We start from the raw sequence: 13,663 nt of genomic DNA, 5'->3' as shown, positions 1-13,663 counted from the left end.
TGATAGGCGGCTACTGGTGCGAACAAAGCGTCGGCCTTCCAAAATAGCGGCACTTTATGTACTTATAATCCAAAGCCAGCCATGTTCATCCCCAATAGCGGCATTTTTTGTCCCTATATTCCTAGGAATTGTTTGGAACGCGGGCATTTCTTAGCGATTGGAGAAAATAGCGACATAAATTACCTCTATTTTTCTCAAGAGGATGGATATCGCCGGAATAAAGACATTTTTTGTCCTTATATTTTTCACTGGAGGATTTAATGATGGTGTGGACGAGCTACGTTTTTTGGTTTGAGCCTATTTTAGGGGGTTAGTAAAATATGCTGGCAGCCATGGCGCATACGGCACTGTTTTGGGAGAGGTTATGGAAACGATAATATTGGCGGCGCTTAACTTTATCGCCGGGCTGGCCGCGGGCGTTGGACTGGCGCGGCTCGGGCGCCGCTTGGTGGCGCGGCGGGGCTTGCTGCCCGCCGGCGGAGGCATCGCTGGCGGAATCGTCGCGAGCGGAAGCAGCGCGAGCGGAGGCGGCGCGAGCGGAGGCAGCGTGAGCGGAGGCGTCGCGGGTGGAGGCAGCGTGAGCGGAGGCGTCGCGAGCGGAAGCAGCGCGAGCGGAGGCAGCGTGAGCGGAGGCGTCGCGGGTGGAGGCAGCGCGAGCGGAGGCGTCGCGGGTGGAAGCGTCGCGAGCGGAGGCAGCGTGAGCGGAGGCGTCGCGAGCGGAAGTGGCGCGAGCGGAAGCAGCGCGAGCGGAGGCAGCGCGAGCGGAGGCGTCGCGGGCGGAAGCGGCGCGAGCGGAGGCGTCGCGGGTGGAGGCAGCGTGAGCGGAGGCGTCGCGGGCGGAAGCGGCGCGAGCGGAGGCGTCGCGGGTGGAGGCAGCGTGAGCGGAGGCGTCGCGGGCGGAAGCGGCGTGGGCGGAGGCAGCGCGAGCGGAAGCGTCGCGGGCGGAAGCAGCGCGAGCGGAGGCAGCGTGCGTGAAAGCGGAAGCGCACGCGTGAGCGCTGCGGCAGTGGCCGGCGGCGGCGCCACCCCCTCCGGCCGGCTGCGCCGGGCCGGAGACATCGCCGCCGCCCTCGCCACGGCGGCGATGTTCGCCCTGATGCACCTGCGTTTCGGTGCGTCGGGCGCATGGGCGGTCGGCCTGCTGCTGACCGCCCTGGCCGTGCTGATCGCGGTCACCGACCTGACCGCGAGAATCATCCCCAACGGCGCCCTGCTGTGCTTTGGCGCCGCGCTGCTCGCCGCCGTGCCGCTGGCCGGCAGCGGCCCGCTGTGGAGCCATGCGCTGGGCGCGCTTGGCGGCAGCGGCCTGCTGCTGCTTGTCGGTGCCCTCACCCCCGGCCGGGGGATGGGGATGGGCGACGTCAAGCTGCTGGCCGTGTTCGGCTGGGCCGTCGGTTTCCCCGGCGTGCTCCTCGCTTTATTGGCGGCGGCTGTCACCGGCGCCGTGGCGATTCTGCTGCAGCAGGCTTTGGGCCGCAGGCAGCGCGGGCAGACGTTGGCGTTTGGCCCCTATCTGGCCTTCGGTACCTTGTTCGTGTACTTGTACGGCAACGAGATCATCCATTGGTATGCCGCCAACGCCGTTTTTTCCGGGTAGACGGGAGGGCCGACGGGAGGGTGAGCTTCACCGCGAAGAGCTGGTTTTCCCGTCAGGGAGCCGGCCTTTATTTACCTTTATCTGTCTTTAACAGCACTAGCGTTGCATTAACTTTCGAACAAGACAGCTTGTAGCCCTGAAACTCCAGATTTTCCGCAAAAGCTCAGGTTATCGAGTTGGCATTTGGGCCCGCCGGGAATCTAGCTATGATGAACGTAAACAAAAGACAGCCCTCCATATTGCTACATCTCGTAGGTTAAAATGGATAGTGAAAACCAAACCATTTCAGAGCTACATAGCAAAGGAGAGCTGATACTATGCAGTCTACCACAAAATTCGTCGGTTTAGATGTATCCAAAGAAAAAATTTCGGTTGCTATTGCAGATGCAAGCGGTGAAACTCCTCGCTATTACGGGAGCATTCCTCACACCCCGGCGGCGCTGCGCAAGCTGATCAAAGAACTGGGACCGGCCGAAACGCTATCGTTTTGTTATGAGGCAGGTCCGACAGGTTACGAAACCTATCGCTGGATCACCTCCATGGGAGCCCATTGCGTTGTCATTGCTCCGTCGCTTATTCCCAAACGCCCTGGCGATCACGTGAAGACGGATCGACGGGACGCCGAGCAGCTTGCCCGTCTGTTTCGTGCAGGAGAATTGACTCCTGTCTACGTCCCGGAGCGGGAAGACGAGGCTTTGCGGGAGTTGGTTCGCGCCCGGGAGGCCGCCAAAGAGGACGCGCATCGGGCACGCCAGCGGATATTGAAGTTCCTGCTCCGCCATCAAATCGAACCGCCGGCTACGATAAAGCGTCGTTGGACCCGGAAGTACCGTTCCTGGCTGGAGCAACTGACATTCCCTTATGAGCCCATGCAAGTAGCCTTCGACGAGATGCTCCATACCTTAAATGAGATCGAGCAGCGGATGGGGCGTTTGGAAAAAGCCTTGGTTCAGCAAGCCACGGTCGGCTCCAAGGCAACTCTGATTCGGGTGCTTCAGTCCCTGCGTGGGATTGGACTACTGACGGCCGTCACTCTAGCTGCTGAGATCGGTTCATTTACTCGCTTCCGCTCCCCGGCCCAACTCATGGCGTATTTAGGGTTGGTTCCTCGTGAGAGTTCAACCGGCCTGAGTACTCGGCGCGGAAGTATGACCAAAGCCGGTAACGGGCGCTTGCGCCGATCCTTGGTGGAATCCGCCTGGAGCTACCGTCATCGGCCTGCGGTGAAAGGAGATCTCGCCAAGCGTTTGGATGGCATGCCGGCCGATATACAACTGTTGTCGTGGAAAGCGCAAGAAAGATTGCATTACAAATACCGTCATCTCATTTTTGGAAAGAACAAACACAAAAATGTGGCCGTAGGCGCGGTGGCCAGGGAGCTAACCGGGTTCATATGGGCTGTTGCTCGAACGGTGGAACAACCGGTGGCTAACTAACGCCCCTTCCGTCCCCTTTGGGGAGACGCAGGGAGCGTTGCCCCCTGCACCCCCACACTCGCCGTGAGGCGTTCCTCATTTCCAATGAGGAATAGGAAAAGTGTTGATTTGAACCTAACCGCTTGTCAAGAAAAGCGCTTGACAAGCTCACGCCTGAGCACGAGGCCCGGGAGCAAACGAAGGTTCCGGGAGAGAATTTGCGTCAACCGTTTGCACTAGGTGAGTAACTGAACGTGCGCTTCTAGCTTGCAAGAGCTCTCCTTGACGAAGGCATAACATGTGGTACCAACCCACGGATAGCAGCGTGCCGACCGTCGCTCGCATTTTTGCTCTCGCGCCACGTGCTCAGGCACCTCTCACACGGAGGGCTTGACAAAAACGTTCATAGCAACGGTTGTGGCAGCCGCTATTTTGCGAAAAAAGGCCTTTTCCAAATTCTAACGGTTGTGAACGCCGCTATTTGCCTTAATATAGGTGGAAATAGCCGGTTTTAAGTGAAATAAGCGCTATGGCAACACTAGCCATGCAAACAATCTGACATGAAAAGTTAAAATTATGGTTCAATTACTATTTTAGTAATTAATTAAATATATTTACAGGTTTATTTCGGTCTTAGATTCAAAAAGGAGAATGTCCGCGGAGAAGTGGCACAGTTTTCCTTTTAATGGAAATATGCAGTTCGACCTATCGCACGATAACTTTCTTTTGAACCGGTTGCGGCTCACGGGGAGCCGGCAAGCGCTGCCTGCCCTTAGAGGTGCGCGACGGCTTTCGTTCTAGCGCCTGTAGTAACGCCGCCCACGGATAATGGGCATAGATGCGTATCAGTTTAAGGACCTCCCATGCAGTCTTTGAGGTCGCGGTCTGAAGGCGAACGAGCGTGCAGAGCGCAAATGCAATGAGCACTAAGTACAACTGATTCCAGATGCCCTGTGGTGAGTAGCTAAACACCTTCACCATCCGCAAGTGCTGCTTGATCCATTTGAAGAACAGTTCGATGAGCCAGCGATACTTATACATCTGTGCAATTTCCACTGCGGGGACCTCAAAGCAATTGGTAATCAGGAAATACTCCTTCTCTTCTTCGTCGCGAAAGACGATGAGCCGCAACCGGCGACTGCATTTGTTGAGGAGTACTTTGCGATCCGACACGATGAAGCTCCGATCGGCTTTGGGGATCCGGAAGTCCCGTGTCACGACGAACTGCGTATTCTCGCGAATGCGGGAGACAAAGTTGATTTTGTTCGCCGGCTGGTCCCATCGTTCAAAGTGTTCATGCTTTTGGAACCCGCGGTCCATGACGTGAATGGCCTCGGGGTCGGTCACGAGCTCAAGCGACAATTCCGTCTCATTTACATCTACGGTGCTGGCGATTATTCGGTCGGGATAGACGAGTTTCGCCGGATCCGCGACCACCACGCGCGTATGCATTTTGACTCCGTGTTTGCTTTTGGAGTAATTCGCCCAACTGGCCCGCTGCAAGGGCAGCGTCAGCTCGGTCGCATCCAGAAGGCATAGCTTTTTCCCACCGGGCAGTTTGTCTAGTCGATCCGGATGGAGATGCTGAATCGCTTGGACCAATTTCACAAATACAGCTTGTAGCGTATCGGTGCACAGGGTGTTCGTTTTCCGGGACAACGTCGATGGGCTGATAGACGAAAGCCCGGTAATTGCTTGCAACGGCACATGCGCCTGCAGTTGTTCGGTGATCATGTCGTACGACGTGGCGCCGAGCAGTTGGCCCGCGACATGCAGTTGAATGGTGTTGCCGGTGAAGAGCTTCTTTGCCCAGTGATCGCCCAGAAGTGAACGGAAATCTTGAAGCTCCAGCAACTTTAGGCATTGACAAATGGTCGATAAATTCGGTACGTTATCCATGGGAATTTCTCCTTTTGTGAGTGTGACGGATAACGTGTGCCACACTTCCACATTAGGAGAATTTTTTTTACTTGGGAAGACCAAATTCTGGAAAGTGCTTGAACTTTTTCGTTCCCTTTAATTCCTAACGTTTTATGTTAGATTTTACGCATGGCTAGTGCTATGGCAACCGTTAAAAGTTGAAATCAACCTTTTTGGCACAAATAGCGGTTGTGGCAACCGTTAAAATTCGATTTGTGGTTGGAAATGTTATCATGTCAGATATCAGATGTCAGATTTGAAGCAGCGCTAGTGCTTTACCCGCCATTACCGGCCTTACCGACTTCACCGTCTTCATCCATCGATATCCATCCATATCCATCGATATCCATCCTTATCCATCCTTATCCATCTTCATCCTCATTATCTGCTTTTAGCCGTCCTTATCCGTAATGACGGACCAGCGCCCCCGCCCGCTCGCGGATTCGCTCGACGATTTCGCGCGGCTCCAGCACTTTGGCCTCAGGGCCCAACTGGAAAAAATACGCGGCGGTGAACTCCACTTCGCTCTCGTCGATCACAGCATAGATATAGCCGTGGTCCGGAGCGGCCGCCGTGATATACGGTTCCAGCCAAGGCTGGCTGCGGCACTGCCGCATGCCTTCCCGGGTCAGCTCGACGTATAGCCGCACCGGCGTTTTCAAAGGCTGGCCGGAGAGCTGCTCCAACCAGTCGGCCAGACTAACCGGCGGGTCGAACGTTTCCGGCAGCACTTCGGCAAACAAAAGGCGATCTGTCCGAAACTGGCGGATATCGGCGGTGCTCCGGTCGACGGCGGGCATGTACCAGAAGCCGTCGTGGGCGTAAATCCCTAACGGCTCAACCTCTCGCTCCGTGTCCCCCTTCTTCGAAGCATACCCGATTTTCAGCACATGCCGGTCCGCGGCCGCCTCGATGATTTCCTTCAAAAACGGCGAAGCGACGCTGCGCCTATGGTTCCAAATCGCGGTCACCGCCTCCAGGCGGTCCACTTTGCGCTTCATGTCATCGGCCAGGTTCGCGTACAGTTTGCGGGAAACGGATTTCACATTGATGTCGAACGGCAGCGATGGGTAATACTTCAACGTTTGGAATGCGAAAAAAACGGCAAACGCTTCGTCTTCGTCGAACATCACGGGCGGCAGCATTCTGCCGCGGAGCAGTCGGTACCCTCCGGTTCGGCCCGGCTCGGTGTAGAGCGGGACGCCCATCTCGCTCAGTTCGCTCAAATACCGGTGCGCCGTCCGCACGGAAACCCGGAATTCGTCGGCGACCTCCTGCGCCGTAAAGCTGCGCTTGGCGTTCACATACATGATCAGGTCGAACAACAGCCTTGTCTTGGACATCCAATCTCCTCCATTTGCAAAACCATGACAGTTTTTGTCATGGTTTTAATTTATTCTATTTTAAGCGAATCATTCAGAGGAGGGAAAGGAAATATGCACAAGGACGATTTCATTCATGTCATCGGAGCCAGAGAAAAAAATTTGCGGGACGTTTGCGTCTCCATTCCCAAAAAGCGGATAACGGTGTTTGCCGGCGTATCCGGTTCGGGCAAGTCGGCGCTCGTGTTCGATACGATTGCGGCCGAATCGCAGCGGCAGCTGAACGAAACTTACTCCAGCTTCATCCGCAACCGGCTGCCCCATTACGGGCAGCCCAAGGTGGAGAGCATAACCAATTTGCCGGTATCGATTGTGATCAATCAGAAGCGGCTCGGCGGCAACGCCAGATCGACCGTCGGCACGGCCACGGACATCTATGCGCTGCTGCGTTTGCTGTTTTCCCGGCAGGGAGAGCCTTTCGTCGGCTATTCCGACGTTTTTTCCTTCAATAATCCGCAGGGGATGTGCCCCGAATGCGAAGGGCTGGGCAAAGCGAAAACGATTCTAATCGACCGCTTGATCGACAAGGAAAAATCGCTGAACGAGGGAGCGATCCTGTTTCCCACCTTTCAGCCCGGCGATTTCCGCTGGAAAAGATATACCGCCACCGGCCTGTTCGACAACGACAAAAAGTTAAAGGATTACACCGAGGAAGAAATGGATACGCTGCTGTACAAAACGGGGTTCAAACCGGCGAATCCGACGAAAGAGTGGCCGCCGACTTCGCTGTACGAGGGCGTCGTCCCCCGTATCAAACGGTCTTTCCTGGACAAGGATGGCCGGGATAACGCCCTTTACAAGGATGCGATCAAACGGATCGCGTCCGAGGGGATATGCCCGGCGTGCCGCGGGGGCCGACTTAAGCCCGATGTGCTGACATGCCGAATCAACGGCAAAAACATTGCGGACTGCGCGAACATGCCGGTCAGCGAGCTGATTGATTTTGTGCGTACTGTCCGCGAACCGCTGGTCCGCACGGTGACCGAGGCGATCGTCAAACGGCTGGCCGACATGATCGAAATCGGGCTCGGGTATTTGAGTTTGAACCGGGAAACGTCCAGCCTGTCGGGCGGGGAATCGCAGCGGATCAAGCTGGTACGCCAACTCGGCAACAGCCTGAGCGATTTGCTTTATATTTTGGATGAGCCGAGCAGCGGTCTGCATCCCCGCGATGTCGGCCGGATCAACCGGCTGCTGCGGCAATTAAGGGATAAAGGCAACACGGTGCTGATCGTGGAGCATGACCCGGACGTGATCCGGATCGCCGATCATATCGTGGAAATGGGGCCGGGCGCCGGAACGGGCGGGGGAAGGATCGTCTACGAGGGAGAACTCGGCGGGCTGATGTCGGCGGATACGCTGACCTCCCGGTTGCTGAAGCGCCGGCTTTCATTCAAAAGCGAGGTCCGGCAGCCTGCCGGATGGCTGGAAATTCCGCGCACGAGCCTCAACAATTTGAAAGAGGTAAGCGTCCGGGTCCCCGCAGGGGTGATGACCGCCGTTACCGGAGTGGCCGGATCGGGCAAAAGCACATTGATCCGCCGTGCGTTTGCGCAGGCTTATCCCGAAGCGATCGTTGTCGATCAAGGGGCGATCGGCGCTTCGAACAGGTCCAATATCGCCACCTTTACGGGCATATTCGATGCGATCCGGGAGCGGTTCGCCAAAGCGAATCGGGTCAGTCCCTCGCTTTTCAGCTTTAATTCGCAAGGGGCCTGCCCGGCCTGCAAGGGGCTCGGAACCATTTACACCGATTTCGCTTTTATGGATACGGTGGCGACCGTGTGCGAAGCTTGCGGGGGGAGACGCTTCAGCGAGGAAGTGCTGTCCTACCTGCTGCGCGGCCGGAATATCGGCGACATCTTGGCTATGACCGTCGCCGAGGCGCTGTCTTTTTTTCAAGAAAAAGAGATCTTGCCGGCGCTGGAAAGGCTGCGGGAAACCGGGATCGATTACGTTGCGCTGGGACAACCCCTCAGCACTTTGTCGGGCGGAGAACTGCAGCGGGTCAAGTTGGCGGCTGAACTGGAGGAACGGGGCAATATTTACGTATTGGATGAACCGACCACCGGGCTGCATCTGGCGGACGTCGACCGGCTTATCCGCGTGATGAATCGCCTTGCCGACCAGGGCAACACGCTGATCGTCATCGAACATCACCCGGAAGTGATCTGCCAGGCCGATTGGATCATCGACCTGGGCCCCGGCGCGGGAGCGGAGGGAGGCAGGGTATTGTTTGAAGGCGTGCCCAGGGATATTGCGGCTTGCGGCGAATCTTTAACCGGACAGTATCTCAGAACCTCCACAGCACCTGACGGGAATTAGACTTAGGAAGCGGCACGGCGTATTATGACAAAAAAGCAACAATTTCCTCCAAAAAACCGGAAATTTCCTCGATTATGCGCAAAATTGCTAAATAACCATTCCATTTCTTGATACTTTTTGGTATGGTCGCCGTATATATAATTATAATGCGGAAAGGTGGTGCAACAGGGGGATGGAAATGTGGGCCATTTGGCTGATCGCCGCCGGAGCTTTGCTGGTGTTCGAGATGATGACGCTGACGTTTTATTTGCTGTGGTTATGCATCGGGGCGCTGGTGGCGGCGATTGTGGCTTGGATAGCCCCCGAGGCTTATGTTTTGCAGGTGGTGGCCGGCTGTCTGGTCGCTTTAGGGTTGACCATATTTACCAAGCCGCTGTCGCGAAAGTTTCGCGCATCGAAAGGGTTTAAAGATGTCGGCACCGAGCTGGTAGGCAAACAAGGCATCGTCGTGGAACCGATTGAAGAGGGGCAATACGGCATCGTCAAGGTTGGAGGAGACACGTGGAGCGCCAAGTCCGCCGTGCCGATCGGCAGGGATGAGCGGGTGCGGGTGCTGAAGCGCAGCAGTACGATTATCGAGGTAGAACGATGGGAGGAAATTTCTTAATGCCGTGGGTTATTCTTGTAATTATTGTTGTCGTCGTGGTCGTTTTTATTTCGCTAACGATCAAAATTGTGCCGCAGCAGCGGGTGGGCGTCGTCGAACGGCTCGGTAAATTCCACCGGCTGTTGACGCCGGGGTTGAACATCCTGATTCCGGTGATCGACCAGGTTCGCCTGTATCATGATTTGCGGATTCAACAGACGAATGTGCCGCCGCAAACCGTGATTACGAAGGACAACGTTCAGGTGGAAATCGATACGATCATTTTCTATCAGGTGGTCGATCCGGAACAAGCTACGTACGGAATTTCCGACTACGTATACGGGGTTCGGAACATCACCACCGCCACGATGCGGCAAATTATCGGTAAGTTGGAGCTCGATGAAACGTTGTCCGGCCGGGAAAAAATTTCGACGGAAATCCGCATTGCGCTGGATGAAGCGACGGAAAAGTGGGGCGTGCGGATCGAGCGCGTCGAAGTGATCGACATCAAGCCGCCGATCGACATTCAGGAAGCGATGGACAAACAAATGAAGGCGGAGCGGAACAAACGGGCGATCGTGCTCGAAGCCGAGGCTGCCAAGCAGGACATGATTTTGCGCGCCGAAGGCGACAAGCAGAGCAAGATCCTCAAGGCGGAAGGCGACAAGGAAGCGCGCATTCGCGAAGCCGAAGGCTTGCGGCAGGCGCAGGAACTGGAAGCGCTGGGGGAAGCGAAGGCGATTCAGGCGGTTGCGGAAGCCGAAAAAGCGCGGATCGAAATGCTCCGCGACGCCGCATTGACGGAAGAGGTGCTGGCTTACCAGTCCTTCGACGCTTTAAAGGAAGTGGCCAAAGGACCGGCGAACAAAGTGTTCATCCCGTCCAACGCGATCGAAACGCTTGGCAGTCTGGGCGCGATCGGCGAAGTGTTCAAGTCCGGCAAAGAAGGGAAATAATCTTGCAGGCGCCGAATCGAAAAAAAACTGGCAGGCATTCAAGCCTTGCCGGTTTTTTTCTTTTAAGGCAGCGCGTTTTGCCTCCCGCTTGTTTCTTTGGCGGTAACGCTGCTTTACTGGATCAATACGGGATCAACCGCAAAAGTGCAGTTGATTTTCCCGACATACGCCATTTTGGAGCGGTTGAGATGCAAAAGTGCATCTGTTTTCGGGCCGTGGGATATAAAAGCATCTTTTGGCCGGAAATGAACTGCAGTTTTGCATTTGGCGAACCATTTTCGGGGGAGTTCGACGAAATTCGCATGCCTTTTTGCATTTCGCGGGAGTTGGCTTGTCCAACGCGCAAAAACCGCCCGGGTGATTTCACCGGGCGGTTTTCTATATGAACGGCTCAGGAGTGCCGGGCCGATAGCTGCTGCTTGAGACGTTCCAGCTCCGCGTTGACGGCGGGGGAAGGAATGCCGGCGTCCGTGCCGGCGGCAGGGGAGGTTCCGGAACCGGAACCGGAAAGCTGGCCGCTTGCTTCCCATTCCAGGATCTTCTCTTCCATGCGTTCGAAGCCGCGGGCCGCTGTGCCGCTTTCGATGCCGCGGCTGATGCTGGGCTGCTGCTCCGCTTTCCGCTCCTGCGCTTTGCGGGCCCGTGCGGCCAACTCGTTGCGCTTCTCCTTCAGGCGGGCGTATTCCGCCTTGCCTTCCTCCAGGCGAAACTCCAGTTCCTTCACGCGCTCGCGGGCTTCGCTGGCGGCGGCGGCGTATTGCTGCGCCTGCTCCTCGTAGCGCAGCTTCTCCGCCGCGGCGTGCTGCGCCGTAGCTTCGTCGCCGCTCTCCAGCGCGGTCAGCGCGCGGATTTCACTTTGCTTGGCCAAATGGGCGATGTCCGCGCTTTTTCTTTCCTGCACGGCAGCGTTCATTTGCTGCTCCTTGATCATTTTTTCCATATTGTTCAGGTCGTCTTCCAGGTTGCGCAGGTACTGTCCGGTCATGACCACCGGGTCTTCCATTTTGTTTAACACTTCGTGTATGGATGCTTTGGCTAAGTTGGCGATTCTGTCAAAAATGCTGCTCATGATCATCTCTCCTTTTGATTAGTTGTCGTTTAGTAGTTGGTGAACGGTTCGTCGTATCCTAGTCCGGCAAACGGTTCTCGCGGCACGATTAGGCTGGCGATCAGGTACAGGGCGACGACGGTTCCGGCGCTGAAAAAGACCGTGATCAGGGCGACGAGCCGCACGACCGTTGCGTCGACCCCCAGCCATTGGGCGATGCCGCCGCACAAGCCGCTAATTTGTCTGTCCGTGGAGGAACGGTAAAGTTTTCTCATAAATAACCACTCGCTTTCTTTTATTTGAGGGGATTCAAAAAGTCGGCTTTGGATCACGAAAGCAGTAAGGCTGCAAGCCGGCTTTTTGAACATTAATTTTAAAATCGGGTTGGCGGTTCGTGTTGCTTCCGCTGTTCATGCTTTTATTCTAGCGGGATTTGCGGCCGGACATAACGGGCCTGAGACGGTTTGTGAACTGGACCTTGGTCGGGTTGGCTCCTCGGCGCAAGGTCGGGGATTATATTGCGGAACGGGGCGGACATCCTTCATTCAGAATTCGTGAAAAAGCGCCAGCAATTGCAACTCAATGTCATAAAGATGTAAAACATCGTATAAAAATAGGGTGGGCGTTTATTCGGAAAATGAGCGGATAGGCTGAAAAGTAGATAGGGAAAGGAAGTGTGGGCATGCGCATCGCTGTTTTGCAGGGCAGCACCAGGAGTGGGGGCAATACGGAGCAATTAACGAACAAGGTATTAGAGGGGATTCCCTATACGAATATCGTTTTGCGCGCCAAACAGATCAAACCGATTCACGATCAACGGCATACGGAGGGCGGGTTCGATCCGGTCGACGATGATTATGAAGAGGTGATCCGAGAAGCGCTGGAACACGACGTGCTTGTGTTTGCCAGCCCGGTGTATTGGTACGGCGTTTCCGGCATTTTGAAAAACTTCATCGACCGCTGGTCGCAAAGCCTGCGCGATCCGCGCTACGATTTCAAAGCGGCCCTCGCGGGCAAAACGGCTTACGCCGTCGTGGTCGGCGGGGATAACCCGCGAATCAAGGCGCTGCCGGTCATCCAACAGCTGCAGTATACGTTCGACTTCGTCGGCATGCCGTTTGTGGGGTACATCATCGGCCAAGGCAGCAAGCCGGGAGACATACTGAACGATCAGCGGGCGCTCCGCGACGCCGAGGCGCTGAACGCCGAATTGCGGGCGTGGGTGAACGGGCAATAGAACATGCGGGCGAGGGCATATCATGCCCGGAACGAAAACCGGAGAAGGGCTGTTGATTGGAAGGCGGCGGGGTTCTCCGGTTTTTTCGTCGCTGGTGTTGGCGCCGGTACCCTTTGTTTCGCATCGTCATTGGAAAAATCCAATAGATCGCCGGATATCAAACGCAATTTGGCACTCTCATTGGAAAAATCCAATAGATTTCGCTCAAGCTGCCCATTTTGTATCCTGCTGAGCCGTATCTATTGGAAATATCCAATCAAACCGCTGCAGTTGCCATTGAATCTCCATTCTATTGGATATACCCAATCAGGCCGCGCATCTATGCCAAATTTTCAACTTTAGTTGGATATTTCCAATCGGATCGCCATGGGTGGCGCCCATTTTAATATAGGTATAACAATGCAGGATTATATTGGGAGGATGGATTATAATAATTTTAAGTTAATATCCCAAGGAGGAATCACCATTGGCCGAGATCATCAACTTTGCGCACCGCGGGGCGGCGGGGCATTGCCCGGAGAACACGATGGCGTCTTTTGCCCGGGCGCTTGAACTGGGGGCTACCGGAATCGAAACGGATGTGCAAATGACCCGGGACGGGAAGCTCGTGCTCATTCACGACGAATCGCTGCAGCGGACGGCGGGGACGCCGGAGTGGATCAAGGACATCACGCTGGAGGAAGCGAGGCAATGCGAGGTGGGCTCCTGGTTCCACAAGAACTACGCGGGGGAAAGCATCCCGACGCTGGAGGAGCTGCTGGAACTGGTGCGCGGTACGGATACGATCATCAATCTGGAATTGAAAACAGGCGTTGTGCTGTATCCCGGCATCGAACAAAAAGTCATCGACGCCGTGCGGCGTTTTGGCCTTGCCGAGCGGACGATCATTTCCAGCTTCAATCATTATTCTTTGGTCGAGTGCAAAAAAATCGCTCCGGACATCCGCACCGGCATTTTGTATATGGAAGGGTTGTACGAGCCTTGGGATTACGCGAAGCGGATCGGGGCGGACGCGCTGCATGCGTACCAGTATGCGCTCACGCCGGAGCTGGTTGCGGCGGCCAAAGAAGCCGGGGTCGCTTATCACCCGTTTACGGTGAACGATCCCAAAGTGATGCGCGCGCTGATTCAGGCCGGGGTGGCGGGCATCATTACGGACTATCCCGATGTCCTGGCCGAACTGCTGCCAAACTAGGA

At 55.8% G+C, this 13,663-nt stretch carries 12 protein-coding genes; 8 read left to right on the top strand and 4 right to left on the bottom strand.

Annotation, left to right across the window (positions count from 1 at the left end):
* Positions 1-991: 991 nt before the first annotated feature.
* Together DYE26_RS19925 and DYE26_RS19920 are read left to right on the top strand one after the other, a co-directional pair.
* The gene (locus DYE26_RS19925; RefSeq protein ID WP_127463487.1) at positions 992-1,597 is read left to right on the top strand and encodes a prepilin peptidase; all 606 of its coding nucleotides are present in this window, start codon (positions 992-994) and stop codon (positions 1,595-1,597) included.
* A 317-nt stretch (positions 1,598-1,914) separates the two neighbouring features.
* Positions 1,915-3,033 (top strand): IS110 family RNA-guided transposase, encoded by a 1,119-nt coding sequence (locus DYE26_RS19920; protein ID WP_036623922.1) that lies wholly within the window; start codon positions 1,915-1,917, stop codon positions 3,031-3,033.
* A gap of 684 nt (positions 3,034-3,717) precedes the next feature.
* On the opposite strand, the gene DYE26_RS19915 is transcribed toward DYE26_RS19920, so the two are convergent.
* Positions 3,718-4,911 (bottom strand): IS4 family transposase, encoded by a 1,194-nt coding sequence (locus DYE26_RS19915; RefSeq protein WP_051985743.1) that lies wholly within the window; start codon positions 4,909-4,911, stop codon positions 3,718-3,720.
* 422 nt (positions 4,912-5,333) lie between these two features.
* Positions 5,334-6,275: a helix-turn-helix transcriptional regulator gene (locus DYE26_RS19910; RefSeq protein ID WP_036626539.1), complete on the bottom strand. Its 942-nt coding sequence runs from the start codon at positions 6,273-6,275 to the stop codon at positions 5,334-5,336.
* Between the two features lie 93 nt (positions 6,276-6,368).
* Here DYE26_RS19910 and DYE26_RS19905 point away from each other — a divergent pair, with 93 nt between their 5' ends.
* The 4 genes from DYE26_RS19905 to DYE26_RS19890 all read left to right on the top strand — a co-directional run bounded on the left by DYE26_RS19905 (position 6,369) and on the right by DYE26_RS19890 (position 10,567).
* Complete coding sequence (locus tag DYE26_RS19905) at positions 6,369-8,639, top strand: ATP-binding cassette domain-containing protein (protein WP_036626538.1); 2,271 nt, start codon at positions 6,369-6,371, stop codon at positions 8,637-8,639.
* Between the two features lie 172 nt (positions 8,640-8,811).
* The gene (locus DYE26_RS19900) at positions 8,812-9,246 is read left to right on the top strand and encodes an NfeD family protein (protein ID WP_036626537.1); all 435 of its coding nucleotides are present in this window, start codon (positions 8,812-8,814) and stop codon (positions 9,244-9,246) included.
* A complete protein-coding gene (locus DYE26_RS19895; protein WP_036626536.1) occupies positions 9,246-10,181 on the top strand; it encodes an SPFH domain-containing protein in 936 nt (311 codons plus the stop codon). The genes DYE26_RS19900 and DYE26_RS19895 overlap by 1 nt, the downstream gene beginning before the upstream one ends.
* A gap of 2 nt (positions 10,182-10,183) precedes the next feature.
* Positions 10,184-10,567, top strand: a complete 384-nt coding sequence (locus tag DYE26_RS19890; protein ID WP_036626534.1) for a hypothetical protein — start codon at positions 10,184-10,186, stop codon at positions 10,565-10,567.
* A gap of 5 nt (positions 10,568-10,572) precedes the next feature.
* Here the strand turns inward: DYE26_RS19890 and DYE26_RS19885 are convergent, their stop codons facing one another.
* Together DYE26_RS19885 and DYE26_RS19880 are read right to left on the bottom strand one after the other, a co-directional pair.
* Entirely contained in the window at positions 10,573-11,250 is a 678-nt protein-coding gene (locus DYE26_RS19885) for a PspA/IM30 family protein (protein ID WP_036626532.1), read from the bottom strand.
* 29 nt (positions 11,251-11,279) lie between these two features.
* A complete protein-coding gene (locus tag DYE26_RS19880; RefSeq protein ID WP_036628883.1) occupies positions 11,280-11,504 on the bottom strand; it encodes a PspC domain-containing protein in 225 nt (74 codons plus the stop codon).
* A gap of 407 nt (positions 11,505-11,911) precedes the next feature.
* On the opposite strand from DYE26_RS19880, the gene DYE26_RS19875 reads away from it, so the two are divergent.
* Entirely contained in the window at positions 11,912-12,466 is a 555-nt protein-coding gene (locus tag DYE26_RS19875; protein WP_036626530.1) for a flavodoxin family protein, read from the top strand.
* Between the two features lie 466 nt (positions 12,467-12,932).
* Complete coding sequence (locus tag DYE26_RS19870) at positions 12,933-13,661, top strand: glycerophosphodiester phosphodiesterase (protein WP_036626528.1); 729 nt, start codon at positions 12,933-12,935, stop codon at positions 13,659-13,661.
* Positions 13,662-13,663: the final 2 nt, after the last annotated feature.

The organism is Paenibacillus macerans, from assembly GCF_900454495.1.
GTDB lineage: Bacteria > Bacillota > Bacilli > Paenibacillales > Paenibacillaceae > Fontibacillus > Fontibacillus macerans.
Note: the sequence above shows the minus strand (reverse complement) of the source record. Positions and strands in the feature narration are given on the sequence as shown.

Coding starts and splice junctions, on each gene's coding strand:
- DYE26_RS19895 (WP_036626536.1), top strand. CDS start 9,246: ATGCCGTGGGTTATTCTTGTAATTATTGTTGTCGTCGTGGTCGTTTTT.
- DYE26_RS19910 (WP_036626539.1), bottom strand. CDS start 6,275: ATGTCCAAGACAAGGCTGTTGTTCGACCTGATCATGTATGTGAACGCC.
- DYE26_RS19915 (WP_051985743.1), bottom strand. CDS start 4,911: ATGGATAACGTACCGAATTTATCGACCATTTGTCAATGCCTAAAGTTG.
- DYE26_RS19880 (WP_036628883.1), bottom strand. CDS start 11,504: ATGAGAAAACTTTACCGTTCCTCCACGGACAGACAAATTAGCGGCTTG.
- DYE26_RS19875 (WP_036626530.1), top strand. CDS start 11,912: ATGCGCATCGCTGTTTTGCAGGGCAGCACCAGGAGTGGGGGCAATACG.
- DYE26_RS19885 (WP_036626532.1), bottom strand. CDS start 11,250: ATGAGCAGCATTTTTGACAGAATCGCCAACTTAGCCAAAGCATCCATA.
- DYE26_RS19905 (WP_036626538.1), top strand. CDS start 6,369: ATGCACAAGGACGATTTCATTCATGTCATCGGAGCCAGAGAAAAAAAT.
- DYE26_RS19900 (WP_036626537.1), top strand. CDS start 8,812: ATGGAAATGTGGGCCATTTGGCTGATCGCCGCCGGAGCTTTGCTGGTG.
- DYE26_RS19920 (WP_036623922.1), top strand. CDS start 1,915: ATGCAGTCTACCACAAAATTCGTCGGTTTAGATGTATCCAAAGAAAAA.